A 14,832-nucleotide genomic window follows, 5' to 3' on the forward strand; every position below is an offset into this window, starting at 1 on the left:
TAGGTTCGATTCCCCGAACCTGGAGGCTGGTCTTGGAAGGCTTTCCCTGGGACGTCCTGCTCGCGGTGGTCGGGATCACCGTCCCGGCCGTCGCGTTCCTGTGGGAGTTCGTGCTCGTCGGCCGCAAACGGCTCGGCTACCGCGTGCAGATGGACACTCCGACGGCGTCCGGGCGCGGGTTCGCGCCGACGGCCGACGCGCTGGCGCAACTGCAGCACGAGAACGGCGAGCGGCTCGTCGACCCGTCGTTCGTGTTGCTGCGCATCGAAAACAGCGGTACCACCGACATCGACACCGACGATTACGCGGTCAACGAGAACGACCGCGTCGGTATCCGCGTGAAGTTCCCCGGCCGCACCGTGGCCGGGATGGTGGTGACCGAGCTCAGCTCGCCGCATCTGCACGAATGTTTCGGCGACGACTCCGGGTTCGGCGCGCGGGACGAGAATCCCGAGCGGCCCGCCGGGGTGATCGACCTGCCGCGGGTGCCGCTGAACCGCGGCGCGCACTACAAGATCCTCGCCGTACTCGACAGGATCCCCAACGGCACGCCAGACGATTTCGACGATCCTCAGGTCATCGGCGAGATCAAGGGCGGCAGCCTCCGCGAGACCAAGAGCCGCACCGGGCCGACGACCTCGGTGCTCGCGCTGATCTGCTTCCTTGTGGTGATCAGCATCTTCCAGCTGACCCGGTCGCTGGTCTTCGACGACAAGCCGCCGCCGCTGGACTGCGCGGCCGGGAAGCTCACGATCACCGGATCGACGGCGTTCGCGCCGGTGCTGAAGGAAGCGACGGCTTCGTACGCGAAGACGTGCCCGGGCGCGTCGTTCACCTTCGACAGCCGGGGGAGCGCGGAGGGGCTCGGCAGCCTGAACCAGGCCGCGAACGACGGCGTGCTGGCGTTCTCCGACGGCGCCAAAGGCGAGGGCTTCCCGCAGCTGTTGCCGCGGCCGGTCGCGTTCTCGCTGTTCACGCTCGTGGTCAACAAGGAAGCCGGCGTGCAGGATCTGTCGCTCGCGCAGATCCGGGACGTCTACGACGGCAAGGTCGCGAACTGGAAGGAGATCGGCGGCAAGGACCAGCCGGTCCGGCTCGTCGACCGGCATTCCGATTCCGGGACACGGCGGACGTTCGAAGGCCAGATCCTGGCAGGCAAGCGGGAACCCGGCGACAACTCCGACGACTGCCTCAAACCGGCGCCGGGTGCCCAGCCGGGTGTGGTGCGCTGCGCGAAGCCGTCCACGAACGACGTCCTCGAAGCCGTCTCGCGCGTACCGGGGGCGCTGGGCTACAGCGAACTGGGCGCCGCCACGAAACGCGAGGACGTGCTGCCGGTCCGGATCGACGGCCACCAGGCGACCCTGGAGGGCGCGATCCACGCGGCGTACCCGTTCTGGGAGACCGAGTACGCGTACACGTTCGGCGAGCCGAAGGCCGACTCGCTCGTCGCGAGTTTCCTGCGGTACCTGACCAACCAGGTCGGCAAGGACGTCGTGCGGTCCCATGGGCACCGGCCGTGCGCCGAACTGGTGAATCCGGTCCTCTGCCGCCCGGGTACGTGAGGTACGTGGGGGTCGCCTAAGCGGATGTCATGAAAGGGTCGTTCAGGACATTTTTCGTCCTGAACGACCCTTTCATGACATTCCAGCGGGGATAAGTGAAGGTCAGGCAGGCGGCTTCAGGGTGACGACGGTGGCGCTGGTCTCGCCGCGCGGCGTCCGGTACGTGATCTCGTCGCCCTCCTTGGCACCCACGAGGGCGAGGCCGAGCGGGCTGTCCGAGGTGACCGTGAACGCGTCGGCGTCCTCGCCCGGGATCGTGACGATGTGGAGCTCCTCCTCGTCACCGTCGGCGTACCTGATGGTGACGGTGGTGCCGTCGGGGAGCAGGCCCTTGCTGTCGCGCCCGCCGTGCTCCAGTTTCGCCGCGACGTCGGCGATGCGCCGGTCGAGGTAGGCGGCCGACTCCGCGCGGTCCAGCACCTCCGCCTGGTCGGCGGCGTCGCCGGTTCGTTCCTGCTCGCCGATCCGCGGCGCCATCGCGTCGCGCTGCGCTCGCAGATCGGCGAGTTCCTTCTCCAACTGCCGTCGTGCGGCCGGGCTGAACCCGTTGTCCCCTGTGGTCACCATGCCGCGCATTGTCCGCTACGGATCGATCGCTAGCCACCTCGATTTTTCACCCGCTGTGATCGGCCAGGACGATTGCCCTAAGCTTCAGGGCTACTGTCCTGACTACTTGGTGTAAGGAACTTCGTGACCGCCGTTCCCGGCCGCAGCGCGCGGCTCTCCCCCAATCAGCTGCAGAAACAGGAGCAGATCGTCGAAGCAGCGCGTGTCGTGCTCGCCAGGGACGGGCTCGCGGGTTGCACCGTGCGCGCGATCGCGGACGCCGGACCGCTCACGAAGAGTGCGATTCATTACTACTTCGCCGACATCGACGTCCTGATCGACCGCGCGATGGCGGCACACATCACAACGTTCACGGCGGATTTGCGCAAAATTTCGGAGAAACACGATCACCCGGACGAGCGGCTGTTCGCGGCACTGGATGCCTTCCTCGCCGAGTTCTCCGGCCGTCCGAACGCGGCCTTCCTGTGGTTCGAGTACTGGATCGCCGCGGGCCGCGCGCAGCACCCGCAGGCCATCGACGTCATGCTGACGTCGATCACCGAACTGCTCGCGGAACTGCTCGCCCCGCTCGACGTGGAAGACCCCCGCGCGCGGGCTCGCGCGCTGCTGTCGTACCTGCTCGGCGCGATCGTCCAGCAGCGTGTCCGGCGGCGGCCGTTCGCCGCGCTGCGCGGCGACATCGAAGCGCTCTGCCTCGCGAACTACGGCTAGAAATACGCATTAGATCCGTACCGTTACGGATTGTTCGGTCTCCGGGCTCCGGTCATGGTGGGGTTCCCCTTCCCTGCCTCAGAGCTAGGAGACGACGATGCGCATAAGACGGTGCATGGCCGTGGCGATCGCGGCCGTCGCGGCGTTCACCATCCCGGTCGCCGCGAGTCCGGCGACCGCCGACCAGCAGGCCGAGGACGCGCAGGTCCAGATCTACGAGGTCTTCGGTACCAGCACCTCACAGCAGCGCACCCAGATCTCCCGGCTGGGCGTCGACATCTTCGGCACGTCCGGCTCCACGACCACGGTGATCGGCGAGGCGCGCGACGCGGCGAAGATCCGCTCGCTCGGCTTCCGCGTCGAGCAGCGCGGCGTCGTCGACAGGTCGGAGAAGCCCGGCACGAACGCGATCAACGACTTCCCGCCGTCGGACTCCGGCTACCACAACTACGCCGAGGTCACCACCGAACTGCGCAACGCGCAGGCGAACTACGGCTCGATCGCGAAGCTGAGCAGCGTCGGCAACTCCTACCAGAACCGCGCGCTGAACATGCTCAAGATCAGCGACAACGTCGGGACCGACGAGAACGAGCCCGAGGTCCTCTTCACCTGCAACCAGCACGCGCGCGAGCACCTCACCACCGAGATGTGCCTGCGGATCGTGAACCGGTTCACCCAGGGCTACGCCTCCGACCCGGCGATCAAGCGGTTCGTCGACAGCACCGAGATCTACGTGATCCCGAACGTCAACCCCGACGGCTCGGAGTACGACATCTCCGGCGGCAGCTACAAGTACTGGCGCAAGAACCGCCAGGGCAACGGCACCGACCCCAACCGCAACTGGGGCTACAACTGGGGCTGCTGCGGCGGTTCCTCGGGCTCGACGAGCAGTGAGACCTACCGCGGCCCGTCGGCGTTCTCCGCCCCGGAGACCAGGGCCGTGTCCAACTTCGTGAACTCGCGCAAGATCGGCGGCGTCCAGCAGATCAAGGCGAGCATCGACTTCCACACCTATTCGGAGCTCGTCCTGTGGCCGTTCGGCTTCACGTACAACGACACCGCTCCGGGCATGACGCAGGCCGAAGCGCAGCGTTTCCAGACGCTGGGCCGACAGCTGGCGGCGACCAACGGCTACACGCCGCAGCAGTCGAGCGACCTGTACATCACGGACGGGACGATCGACGACTGGATGTGGGGCACCCACAAGATCCTGAGCTTCACCTTCGAGATGTACCCGCGGGGCTCCAACCCCGGTTTCTACCCGCCCGACGAGGTGATCGTCCGGGAGACCACGCGTAACGACAAGGCCGTGGACCTCCTGCTGAACACCGCCATCGGCTGACCCCCTTCGAAAGCGCGTGAAGGCCCCCTTCCCTCGGCTCAGCCGAGGGAAGGGGGCCTTCACGCGCTCGGACGCATAGGGTGCGGGGCATGCCGATGTTCGAATTCGAGGGGCACCGCCCCCAGGTGGATCCCGAAGCGTGGATCGCCCCCACCGCCACCCTGATCGGCGACGTCGTCGTCGAGAAGGGCGCTTCCGTCTGGTACGGCGCCGTGCTGCGCGCCGACTTCGGGAAGATCCTCATCCGCGAGGGCGCCAACATCCAGGACAACTCGGTCATCCACGTCAACGGCGGCGTGACCGAGGTCGGCAAGAACGTCACCGTCGGGCACCAGTGCCTCGTGCACGACTGCACGATCGGCGAGCAGGCGCTCATCGGGAACGGCTCGACCGTGCTCGACAAGGCCCAGATCGGCGAGAAGGCCCTGGTCGCGGCCGGCGCCACGGTGACGCCCGGAATGGTCATCCCGCCGGAGACCGTCGCCATGGGCAGCCCGGCGAAGAAGCACGTCCCGCTCGACGGCACCGCCCGCGGCTGGGTCGAGCACAACGCGGCGATCTACCAGGAACTGGCGCGACGGCACGCGGAAAGCGTCAAGCCGATCGAGTCGTGAGTGGCGATTCGTGTTCCCGGCCTCGGACGTTGCGAAGGTGGCTTTCACAACGTTGAAGGTTGTGAAAGCCACCTTCGCAACACCGCCCGGACCCGAACCGTTGTGCCGTCCGCACGCCGGTTCCCGCCCCACCGGGGTGCACTAGGCTCTGAGGGCACCAGCGACTGGCGCATTTGAGGTGGAGCACCACCGGGAAGCGAATTCGGGCCGGCACCGCGCGCCTGGGTGAAGGCCTCTCCTGAGCGGGAGTACGCCATGACACACCAGCCAGCACTTTCCGCGCTCGCCGCCGCCGATCCGAAGATCGCGGGGCTCGTCGAGGACGAGGCGAAGCGGCAGCACGACAAGATCCGCTTGATCGCGTCCGAGAACTACGTCTCCCAGGCCGTCCTGGAGGCGACCGGCACCGTCCTCACCAACAAGTACTCCGAGGGTTACGCCGGCAAGCGGTACTACGAGGGCCAGCAGCTCATCGACCAGGTCGAGAACCTGGCCATCGAGCGGGCGAAGGACGTCTTCGGTGCCGACCACGCCAACGTCCAGCCGTACTCCGGTTCCCCGGCGAACCTGGCGGTATATCTCGCTTTCGCGCAGCCGGGCGACACCGTCCTCGGCATGGCGCTGCCGGACGGCGGGCATCTGACGCACGGCTGGAGCGTGTCCGCGACCGGCAAATGGTTCACCCCGGTCCGCTACGGCGTCCGCAAGGAGACCGGCCGCGTCGACCTCGACCAGGTCCGCGAACTCGCCCTGAAGCACCGGCCGAAGCTGATCTTCGCGGGCGGCACCGCGATCCCGCGCACCATCGACTTCCCGGCGTTCGCGGAGATCGCCCGTGAGGTCGACGCGGTCCTGGTCGCCGACATCGCGCACATCGCGGGCCTGGTCGCCGGTGGCGCGCACCCGTCGCCGGTCGGGCACGCGCAGGTCATCACCACGACCACGCACAAGACCCTGCGCGGTCCGCGTGGCGCGATGATCCTGTCCGACGCCGACCACGCGAAGGCCGTCGACAAGGCGGTCTTCCCCGGTCTGCAGGGCGGTCCGCACAACCACACGACCGCCGCGATCGCCGTCGCGCTGGGCGAGGCGCAGAAGCCGGAGTTCGCCGAGTACGCGCACACGATCGTCGCCAACGCGCGCGCCTTGGCCGAAGCACTGGTCGAGCGCGGCTACGACCTGGTGTCCGGCGGTACGGACAACCATCTGCTGCTGATCGACCTGACGAACAAGAACGTGCCGGGCAAACCCGCCGCGCAGGCGCTGGACCGCGCGGGCATCGAACTGAACTACAACACCGTGCCGTTCGACCCGCGCAAGCCGTTCGACCCGTCCGGCATCCGGCTCGGCACCTCCGCGATCACCACCCGCGGCCTCAAGCCGGAGCACCAGGTGCGGGTGGCGGAGTGGATCGACCGCACGATCACCGCGGCGGCGGGCGAGGAACAGTCCGCTTTGGACACCATCGCCGCCGAGATCCGCGAGTTCCTGGCGCCGTTCCCGATCCCGGGCTACTCGGCGTAGAAGTACATGAAGGCCCCCTTCCTTGCGCCAGGCGCAAGGAAGGGGGCCTTCATGTACTTGGGAGAACTAGTGCGACGGACCGTCGATGGCTTCCTTGGCCAGCCGGTCGGTCTCGCGGTCGAGCGAACGCTTGATCTCGGCCTCGGCGTCGGAACGCCCGACCCAGCTCGAACCCTCGACGCTCTTGCCCGGCTCCAGGTCCTTGTACACCTCGAAGAAGTGCTGGATCTCGAGCTTGTGGAACTCGTTCAGGTGGTGGATGTCGCGCAGGTGCTCGAGGCGCGGGTCGTTCGTCGGGACCGCGAGGACCTTGTCGTCCGGGCCCTTCTCGTCGGTCATCCGGAACATGCCGATCGCGCGGCAGCGGATCAGGCAGCCCGGGAAGGTCGGCTCCTGGACGAGCACCAGCACGTCCAGCGGGTCGCCGTCCTGGCCGAGGGTGTCGTCGATGAAGCCGTAGTCGGCGGGGTACTGGGTGGCCGTGAACAGGGTCCGGTCGAGTTTGATCCGACCGGTCTTGTGGTCCACCTCGTACTTGTTGCGCTCCCCCTTGGGGATTTCGATAGTGACGTCGAATTCCACGCCGGCCTCGCTGCTCTCGTCTTTGGTACGCCCCGCCTCGCGGACGGCTCACCGAAATCATCGTCTTGTCTTCACTAGTGTGGACCACGGGGGCTAGGGCGGTCGCATCGATGTGGTCGTATGTGAGCTTGGCCCCTTCCCCGGACGGTGGATGAAGGAGCGTTACGTGCCGGAAAACGATGTCCCGACGTGGCCGTCGGACGACAGGGACACCTCATCCGCCGAGCCCAAGGGCACCAAGGGGGCGAGCGAGGCCACCGTCTGGCTGCCCATGTCGGGACTGGCGAACGGCAAGACCGAAGAGCTGGCAGTGCCGAAGGTCACACCCGAAAGTGGTTCGTGGTTCCAGCCCGTCGTCGAAGTCGAGGAAGAACCGGACGTCCCGGACACCCCCACGCCGAAGTGGTCCGCCTTCGAACCGGCGACACCGGTCGAGTCCGCCGAGCCGGAGCCCGAAGCGCCGAAGACCGTCTTCGTCCAGCCCGTCCAGCCGAAGCAAACGGACGAACCGGATTGGGATCAGTTCGACCGCGGCGCCGCCACGCCGACGCGTGAGCACGAACTGGCCAGACCCGAGCCATCGCCCGAACCACCGGCGCCCGAACCACCGGCGTCCGAACCACAGTGGCCGGAACCGCAGCTTCAGGAACCGCCGCGGGAGCAGCCGCGCCGTCCCGAGCAGAACCGGGTCGAGCCGCCGCCTCCCGCGCAGGTCCCGTCCGCGACCATGCACGCGCGCCCGGTCCGCATCGAGCCCGCCGAAGAGCGCTTCGATTCCGAAGCCACCGTCGGCATCCAGCGGCCCGAGCCGCCGTCCCAGGAACCCCCGGCCGCCGAGGCCCCGGCAGCGCCCGCGCCGAAACCGAAGGGCAAGCGCAAGGCCCTGCTGATCACGACCCTGGTCGTCGTCCTGCTGCTGGCCGGGATGGGCGGCGCCGCCGCGATGCCGAAGGTGTCGAACCGGCTCGGCCTGCCCTGGGCGCCGAACGCGCCGAAGGGTGAGATCCCCAAGCCCGCCGGTGTCACCCGCGTCCTGCACGGGCCGGACATCAACGGCGCCGGGCCGACGAAGGAGGGTCTCGCGGCCGCCCTGTCCGGCCCCGCCAGCGCCCCGGACCTCGGCACGCTCACCGGCACCGTGGTGGACGCGTCGACCGGTGACGTCCTCTGGGACAAGAACTCCGGCACCCCGCTGACCCCGGCCTCGACCACGAAGATCCTCGTCGTGGCGGCCGCGCTGCTGTCCATGGACCACGGGACGCAGTTCTCCACGAAGGTCGTCCAGGGCGCCGATCCCGGCACGGCCATCCTCGTCGCGGGCGGCGACCCCTCGCTGACCTCGCTGCCGCTGGGCACCGACTCGCCGCTGTACCCGGGAGCCGCCCACGTCGACGACCTCGTCGCCCAGGTCAAGAAGGCGAGCGGCGGCAAGATCACCAAGGTCCAGCTGGACATCAGCCTGTTCAAGGGCCCGACGTCCGCGAAGGGCTGGGACCCGGAGGACACCGCCGCCGGGAACACCTACATGGCGCCGGTCCTCCCGGTGATGGCCGACGGCGGCCGCAACGACCCGAAGAACGACCACGCGCCCCGCGTCGCGAACCCCGCCGCGGCGCTGACCCAGAAGATCGCCGGGAAGCTCGAAGCCCAGGCAGGCGGGACGACGACGGCGCCGAAGGGCGCGAAGGTGCTCGGCGAGGTCAAGTCGCAGCCGCTCACCGAGTTCGCCAACTCGCTGCTGCAGCTTTCGGACAACCTGATGGCCGACGTCCTCGCCCGCCAGCTCGCGCTCGCGAAGGGTGCCGAAGCGTCCTTCGTCGGCGGCGCGACCGCGACGATGAACGTGCTCAAGGAGGCCGGGTTCGACCTGACCGGCGTCCAGATCAACGACGGCAGCGGGCTGTCCGACCAGAACAAGATCCCGGCCAAGGTGCTCAGCGAGATCCTCGCGGTCGCGGCGGCGCCGGACGGCAAGGATCCGCGGACGGCCAAACTGCGGCCCCTGCTGGCGGGTCTTCCCGTCGCGGGCGGCAGCGGAACGCTCGAAAAGCGCTACGGCGACCCGGCTTCGTCGGCGGGCCGCGGCTGGGTGCGCGGCAAGACCGGCACGCTGTCGGGCGTGAACACCCTGGCGGGCGTGGTGCTGGACACCGACGGCCGGATGCTGGTGTTCGCGCTGATGTCGTCCGGTTCGGACCAGAACAAGGGCAGGGCCGCGCTCGACGTCGTCGCGGCGACCCTGCACAAGTGCGGCTGTCGCTGATTCCGGTGAGCGACCGGAACCGGAGCGTGAGGAAGTCAGGGCGGAATCCGGCCTTCCAGCGGGTAGCGTCATAAGAGTGACTGAGGAAACGCCGACCAAGACACGTTCGATGGTCGACTGGTCCCTGGCCGCCTCGACGGGCGCGCTCCTGGTGCGCGGCGGTCCGGTCGTCGACCGCGGAGAGGCCGATGAAGCCGTCGCCGAATTACGCGAACTGACCAGCGAGGCCGAGGGGCACGTCCGCGAGCTGACCGGGCTCGGCCTCGACCTGCCGATGCTGCCCGCCGAAGTCGTCGACAGGCCCGGCTGGGTCCGCTCGGCCGCCGCGGGACTCGACGCGCTCACCGGCCGCGCGCTGCCCGAGGCCCAAGGCGGCCCGCTGGCGCCCGTGCTGGCCGGCGGCGCCGGTGTCCAGACCGGTCTGGTGCTCGCTTTCCTGGCTTCCCGCGTCCTCGGCCAGTACGACCCGTTCGGTGGGCCGGAACGCCAAGGGCAGCTCGTGCTCGTCGCGCCGAACGTGGTCGCCGCCGAGCGTGCGATGGACGTGCCGGGGCACGACTTCCGGCTGTGGGTCTGCCTGCACGAATGCACCCACCGGCTGCAGTTCACCGCGGTCACCTGGCTGCGCGACTACTTCGCCGACGAGGTCGAGCGCCTGATCGGCGGCCTCGCCGGCCGGGACGCGGACGGGCTGAGCGATCTGGTCGGCCGCCTCCCGGACACCATCAAGCAGATCGGCAAGGGCAAGGCGGGCGGCGCCGGTCTCGCCGAACTCCTCCAGTCGCCGGGCGAACGCGCGGTGTTCGACCGGCTGCTCGCCCTCTCCACACTGCTGGAGGGGCACGCGGACTTCGTGATGGACGCCGTCGGGCCGCGGGTCGTGCCGAGTGTCGAGCTGATCCGGTCGCGGTTCACCGCCCGGCGCAAGGGCGGCGGGCTGATCGACCGCGTGCTGCGCAGCCTGCTCGGCGTCGACGCGAAGATGCGCCAGTACGAGCAGGGCGCGAAGTTCACCAAGCACGTCGTCGAGGCCGTCGGCATGGACGGTTTCAACGCCGTCTGGACGTCGCCGAACACGCTGCCGACCCGCGCCGAGATCACCGATCCGGCGGCCTGGGTGCGGCGCCTGCACGGGTGAGCGGACCGGATCCGGCGATCGCGGCCGTGCGGACGGCCGTGCGGGACTTCCTGACGTCGGCGGGTGCCGTCGAAGAACTGTGCGTCGCCGTCTCCGGCGGCGCGGATTCGCTCGCGCTGGCCGAAGCGGCCGCGTTCACCGGCACCCGCGCGGGACTGACGGTGCGGGCGCTCGTCGTCGACCACGGTCTCCAGGACGGTTCCGCCGAAACCGCCGCCCGGGCCGCGGACACGGCACGAGAGCTCGGCGTCCACACCGCCGAAGTCCTCAAAGTGCGGGTCGAGGGCGCGGGCGGACCGGAAGCCGCGGCCCGCCGGGCCCGGTACGGCGCCTTGCGTTCGGCGCTCGACATGGGGCCCGGCGGGCACGGCCTCGTCCTGCTCGGCCACACCCTCGACGACCAGGCCGAAACCGTCCTGCTCGGCCTCGGCCGGGGTTCGGGACCGCGTTCGCTGGCCGGGATGCGGCCGCACGACCCGCCGTGGGGACGGCCGCTGCTCGGCGTCACCCGCGCCACCACCCGGCAGGCCTGCCGGGCGCTCGGCGTCGACCCGTGGCAGGACCCGCACAACGAGGACCCGCGGTTCACCCGTGTCCGGTTAAGAACGGAAGTACTGCCCCTTCTGGAGGACGTGCTGGCCGGCGGTGTCGCGGCTTCGCTCGCCCGCACGGCCGCGCAACTGCGCGAGGACAGCGAGGCGTTGGACACACTCGCGGGCGAGGTCTACCTGCGCGCCTTCACCGAGGAAGGGCTCGACGTCGCGGTGCTCGCCACCGAACCGCCCGCGCTGCGGCGGCGTGTCCTCCGCAGGTGGCTGCTGGACTCCGGGGCCCGCGAACTCACCGACGCCCACCTGCGTTCGGTCGACGCGCTGGTGGGCAACTGGCGCGGTCAGGGGGGCGTCTGGCTACCCGGCGACTTGGTGGCCGCGCGGGCGCATGGCAGGCTCTTCCTCGAAGCACCCCAGTCCACCACCTAGAGGGGAACGTCCCGTGTACGAAGGCGAGATCGCCTCCGTGCTCGTCACCGAGCAGCAGATCAACGAAAAGATCGCCGAGCTGGCCGCCAAGGTCGCCGCGGACTACCCGGCCGACGGCCCCGGCTCCGGGCAGGGGGATCTCCTGCTCGTCGGCGTGCTCAAGGGCGCGGTGATGTTCATGACGGACTTCGCCAGGGCGCTCCCTCTCCCGTCCCAGCTCGAGTTCATGGCGGTCTCGTCCTACGGCTCGGCGACGTCGTCGTCCGGCGTGGTGCGGATCCTCAAGGACCTCGACCGTGACATCGCCGGCCGCGACGTCCTGATCGTCGAGGACATCGTCGACTCCGGGCTCACGCTGTCCTGGCTGCTGAAGAACCTGGCGAGCCGGAACCCGGCCTCGCTCGAGGTCGTCTCGCTCCTGCGCAAGCCGGAGGCGGTCAAGGTCGATGTACCGGTCAAGTACATCGGGTTCGACATTCCCAACGAATTCGTAGTCGGATACGGCCTGGACTACGCGGAGCGTTACCGGGACCTGCCTTACATCGGCACCCTGGACCCGCACGTCTACACGTCCTGAGAACCGCTTGCCCGATCCTGGCGGAATGCGGAACCCTGAGCGCGGTGAACGCGTCATAGGCTGCGATCAGGTGCGTTAACCTATGCGAAGACCTTTGCCACGAATCCGTCGTGGCCTGGCCCGGGGGAAACGGAGAGAGCTCAGATGGGGAACAGCAGCTTGGCGGACGCGAACGCGTTCAAGAACGCCGCGGCCCAGGGCCAGGTCGGGATCGACCCGGACGCGGCCCAGACCGCACTGAACAAGATCCGGACCGGCAAGGACGCCGTCGAGGCGCTGCTCCACAGTGCCGGTGACCTCGGGCAGGCGCCGAAGCTGGGCAACAACCCGGTCGGCAACGCCATCGCCGCGAAGGTCGCGAACCGCGCCGACGGCGGTGGTGACTCGTACACCGCCGCCCTCCAGAACCTTTACCAGCAGTACGAGGCGGCCGAGTCCGGCATCGTCACCGCGATGGCCCGGTACCACGAGATCGACCAGGCCGCGGCCGAGCCGTTCCGGAACGTCTGAGGGGGAGTCAGAAAGCCATGCCACCGAAGCACAGCGCCGACTCTTACGGCGAGAGCAACACCAGCAGCACGCCGGGGCAGAGCAGCGGCGGCGCCCCGGTCCAGCTCGGCGACAACTCGCAGGCCGCGAGCATCGTTTCGAGCGCCCGCGGACGTTCGGACGGCTTCGACATCGGCGCCGACCGCGCCATCACGAACCCGCCGAACTGGGAGAGCGCGCCGAGCAGCCAGGACCTGTGGAACCAGGCCAACATCGGCAACGACCCCAGCACCGCGACGGCGATCGGCCAGTCGTGGACCTCGCACAGCAGCAAGCTGAGCCACGCGTCGAACGACCTCTACAACGCGATCTCCGAACTGGGCGCCGCCTGGATCGGCCAGGGCGCGGCGAGCGCCCAGGGTTCGCTGGTGGCCATCGCGAACTCGGGTTCGCAGGCCTCCGAGGCCGCGAGCACGATGGCGGACAGGCTGCAGAAGCAGGCCGACGCGGCCACCAAGGTCAAGCTGATGCCGAAGCCGACCAACTACACCCCTGAAGGCGCGATGGGCCAGGCCCTCGCCGCTGGCCCGGTCGGCATGATCACCGACCAGAAGCCCCTCGCCGACCAGGACAAGGAAGTGCGGGCGGAGCAGGCCAGGTTCCTGGAGGCCTACACCAAGGAGATGAGCGAGGTCGACAGCTCGACCCCGAGCTTCGGCCCCGAATCCCTCGGCATGAAGCCGACGGCCACGCACAACAGCGTCGGCTTCAGCGGCGTCGGCAACGTCGGCGGCGGAGGCATCAACTCCGGCGCGGTCTCCGGCACCCCGGTCCTCGCCGGCACGCACGGCTACGGCGGCGCGCAGGGCAGCCCCACGGGCGCTCCGATCCACGCCGGTCCGGACTCGGGCGTGTTCTCGCAGGCCGGCTACAACCCCGCCACCGGGAACGTCCCGGCTTCGGGTGTCGCGCCGGGTGCCGGTGTCGCGTCCGGCGCCGGTGCCCCGATCGCCCCGCAGGCCCCGGCGGCAGGCGGCGGCAACGGGCTCGGCCAGGCCCTCACCGCGGCCGGTCTCGGCGGCGGCCTCGGCTACGCCGGTGCCAAGGCGCTCGGCGCGGGCAACAAGTCCGGCGCCAAGGACACCGACAGCACCGACGCCGCGGCGACGGACAACGCCGCGCCCGCGCAGAGCGCCGCGTCCCAGGCCGTGCCGCAGCAGGGCATCGTGTCCTCCAGCGGCACCATCGGCGGCGGCCCCACCCCGCCGATGCAGGGCATGGGCGGCGGCATGGGCATGGGTGCCCACGGCGCGCAGGCCGAGCAGGAAGAGGAGCACACGCACGCGTCGTTCCTCATCGAGCCGGACCCGGACGACGCCTTCGGCGCCAACGAGGCGACCCCGCCGCCGGTCATCGGTGCCTGGACCGAAGACGACGATCGCTAGAGCGGTTTTCACCGGGCGCGCGGCCGAACACCGGCCGCGCGCCCGCTGACTTGTTTGGGGGGTTTGTATGGCGAACGGTGAGCTGCTCACCGCGGTCGAGCTGGACTTCCTGTGGGAGAGCGCGAACGCCGGCGAGCTGCCGTATCCGCTGCGGCTCCGCTCGCACGGGGCGACCATGGACGAGCGCGGCGCGCTGCGCACGCAGACGCTCCAGTCGCTGAACCAGCGTCGTCTCGCCGACGAACGCGGGCGCCCCGAACCCCATATCGAGGACTACTTCGGCGTTCTCGCGCTGCCGGAGCTGAGCCTGGACTGCGTCCAGCTCAACAACCCCAACACCGAACCGCTGCTCGCGGTCGCGTCGCTGCTCGGCGGCCAAGGCCTCCTGACGGTGCAGGACCAGCGCGGTTTCCACTTCCACCCGATCGCCCCGGACGGCCTCGCGAGCGCGATCGTCTCCCTCCTGCCGCCGGGTTCGCGCGGCACGGAGAAGTCGATCACCCTCCCGCTGGACGGGCTCGTCGGCGCCTCGGGCGCGGACTTCCTCCAGCGTCGCCAGCCGCAGGTCGACGGCTCGGCGACGTCCGACGAGGACCGCAAAGCCCTTTCGCGGCTCCAGGCGCAGCCGCGGCTTCGTGGTGGCCAGTTCGGCGCCAACGCGCGCAGCAAGCACGGCACGCGGAGCCGGTCTTCGGTGCTGAGCTGGTTCGACACGCAGTCCGGCCGGTACTTCACCCAGGCCACCCGCGGCTCCGACGGCCGGGACTGGATCACCATCGCGCCCGCCGATCCGGCGACGCTACGGCACCGGCTCACGGAGATGCTGGGGAAGATCGCCTCCGAGGCCTCGCTCGCACGCTGATCTCCTCCCGTACGCCCCGCGCACGCGTGCAATGAAGGGGCCTTTCATCGCAAAATTTGCGATGAAAGGCCCCTTCATTGCGTTTTCGCCCGAGGCTGAAACGGACACTTACCGCATCCGGCCGACGACTGTCGTACCCCTTCGCTATCGTGAACCACCTGGGCGTCCCGAGG

The 14,832-nt window shown here is 69.5% G+C and carries 14 protein-coding genes and 1 riboswitch; of the genes, 12 read left to right on the forward strand and 2 right to left on the reverse strand.

Annotation, left to right across the window (positions count from 1 at the left end; translation table 11 throughout):
- Positions 1-32 precede the first annotated feature (32 nt).
- Entirely contained in the window at positions 33-1,565 is a 1,533-nt protein-coding gene (locus IE302_RS23780; protein WP_191256677.1) for a PstS family phosphate ABC transporter substrate-binding protein, read from the forward strand.
- A 102-nt stretch (positions 1,566-1,667) separates the two neighbouring features.
- On the opposite strand, the gene IE302_RS23785 is transcribed toward IE302_RS23780, so the two are convergent.
- Positions 1,668-2,132: a GreA/GreB family elongation factor gene (locus IE302_RS23785; protein ID WP_191256678.1), complete on the reverse strand. Its 465-nt coding sequence runs from the start codon at positions 2,130-2,132 to the stop codon at positions 1,668-1,670.
- Between the two features lie 123 nt (positions 2,133-2,255).
- Between IE302_RS23785 and IE302_RS23790 the strand changes: the two genes are divergently transcribed.
- The 4 genes from IE302_RS23790 to glyA all read left to right on the forward strand — a co-directional run bounded on the left by IE302_RS23790 (position 2,256) and on the right by glyA (position 6,323).
- Positions 2,256-2,843, forward strand: a complete 588-nt coding sequence (locus IE302_RS23790) for a TetR/AcrR family transcriptional regulator (RefSeq protein WP_191256679.1) — start codon at positions 2,256-2,258, stop codon at positions 2,841-2,843.
- A gap of 115 nt (positions 2,844-2,958) precedes the next feature.
- Complete coding sequence (locus IE302_RS23795) at positions 2,959-4,185, forward strand: M14 family metallopeptidase (protein ID WP_191256933.1); 1,227 nt, start codon at positions 2,959-2,961, stop codon at positions 4,183-4,185.
- 89 nt (positions 4,186-4,274) lie between these two features.
- The gene (locus IE302_RS23800) at positions 4,275-4,799 is read left to right on the forward strand and encodes a gamma carbonic anhydrase family protein (protein ID WP_191256680.1); all 525 of its coding nucleotides are present in this window, start codon (positions 4,275-4,277) and stop codon (positions 4,797-4,799) included.
- Positions 4,800-4,954: 155 nt separating this feature from the next.
- Positions 4,955-5,033, forward strand: a riboswitch (ZMP/ZTP riboswitch).
- A 21-nt stretch (positions 5,034-5,054) separates the two neighbouring features.
- Complete coding sequence (gene glyA / locus IE302_RS23805) at positions 5,055-6,323, forward strand: serine hydroxymethyltransferase (RefSeq protein WP_191256681.1); 1,269 nt, start codon at positions 5,055-5,057, stop codon at positions 6,321-6,323.
- 66 nt (positions 6,324-6,389) lie between these two features.
- Here the strand turns inward: glyA and IE302_RS23810 are convergent, their stop codons facing one another.
- Positions 6,390-6,905, reverse strand: a complete 516-nt coding sequence (locus tag IE302_RS23810) for an inorganic diphosphatase (protein ID WP_191256682.1) — start codon at positions 6,903-6,905, stop codon at positions 6,390-6,392.
- A 166-nt stretch (positions 6,906-7,071) separates the two neighbouring features.
- Between IE302_RS23810 and dacB the strand changes: the two genes are divergently transcribed.
- From dacB to IE302_RS23845, 7 genes are all read left to right on the forward strand, one after another.
- Positions 7,072-9,168, forward strand: coding sequence for a D-alanyl-D-alanine carboxypeptidase/D-alanyl-D-alanine endopeptidase (gene dacB / locus IE302_RS23815; RefSeq protein WP_191256683.1), 2,097 nt, complete (start codon positions 7,072-7,074; stop codon positions 9,166-9,168).
- 109 nt (positions 9,169-9,277) lie between these two features.
- On the forward strand, positions 9,278-10,306 hold the full coding sequence (locus IE302_RS23820; RefSeq protein WP_191256934.1) for an Rv3626c family coenzyme F420 biosynthesis-associated protein: 1,029 nt from the start codon (positions 9,278-9,280) through the stop codon (positions 10,304-10,306).
- Complete coding sequence (tilS, locus tag IE302_RS23825; protein WP_191256684.1) at positions 10,303-11,286, forward strand: tRNA lysidine(34) synthetase TilS; 984 nt, start codon at positions 10,303-10,305, stop codon at positions 11,284-11,286. Before IE302_RS23820 ends, tilS begins: the two co-directional genes overlap by 4 nt.
- Before the next feature lie 13 nt (positions 11,287-11,299).
- On the forward strand, positions 11,300-11,863 hold the full coding sequence (hpt, locus tag IE302_RS23830) for a hypoxanthine phosphoribosyltransferase (protein ID WP_191256685.1): 564 nt from the start codon (positions 11,300-11,302) through the stop codon (positions 11,861-11,863).
- Positions 11,864-12,007: 144 nt separating this feature from the next.
- Positions 12,008-12,373, forward strand: a complete 366-nt coding sequence (locus IE302_RS23835; protein ID WP_038520899.1) for a hypothetical protein — start codon at positions 12,008-12,010, stop codon at positions 12,371-12,373.
- Between the two features lie 17 nt (positions 12,374-12,390).
- Positions 12,391-13,797, forward strand: coding sequence for a WXG100 family type VII secretion target (locus IE302_RS23840; RefSeq protein WP_191256686.1), 1,407 nt, complete (start codon positions 12,391-12,393; stop codon positions 13,795-13,797).
- 67 nt (positions 13,798-13,864) lie between these two features.
- Positions 13,865-14,659, forward strand: coding sequence for an ESX secretion-associated protein EspG (locus IE302_RS23845; protein WP_191256687.1), 795 nt, complete (start codon positions 13,865-13,867; stop codon positions 14,657-14,659).
- Positions 14,660-14,832: the final 173 nt, after the last annotated feature.

This window comes from Amycolatopsis oliviviridis (assembly GCF_014654365.1).
GTDB lineage: Bacteria > Actinomycetota > Actinomycetes > Mycobacteriales > Pseudonocardiaceae > Amycolatopsis > Amycolatopsis oliviviridis.

Excerpts from the sequence above, each read along its gene's own strand:
- IE302_RS23785 (WP_191256678.1), bottom strand. The coding sequence starts at position 2,132 with ATGGTGACCACAGGGGACAACGGGTTCAGCCCGGCCGCACGACGGCAG.
- IE302_RS23795 (WP_191256933.1), top strand. The coding sequence starts at position 2,959 with ATGGCCGTGGCGATCGCGGCCGTCGCGGCGTTCACCATCCCGGTCGCC.
- IE302_RS23800 (WP_191256680.1), top strand. The coding sequence starts at position 4,275 with ATGCCGATGTTCGAATTCGAGGGGCACCGCCCCCAGGTGGATCCCGAA.
- glyA (WP_191256681.1), top strand. The coding sequence starts at position 5,055 with ATGACACACCAGCCAGCACTTTCCGCGCTCGCCGCCGCCGATCCGAAG.
- IE302_RS23820 (WP_191256934.1), top strand. The coding sequence starts at position 9,278 with ATGGTCGACTGGTCCCTGGCCGCCTCGACGGGCGCGCTCCTGGTGCGC.
- IE302_RS23835 (WP_038520899.1), top strand. The coding sequence starts at position 12,008 with ATGGGGAACAGCAGCTTGGCGGACGCGAACGCGTTCAAGAACGCCGCG.
- IE302_RS23840 (WP_191256686.1), top strand. The coding sequence starts at position 12,391 with ATGCCACCGAAGCACAGCGCCGACTCTTACGGCGAGAGCAACACCAGC.
- IE302_RS23845 (WP_191256687.1), top strand. The coding sequence starts at position 13,865 with ATGGCGAACGGTGAGCTGCTCACCGCGGTCGAGCTGGACTTCCTGTGG.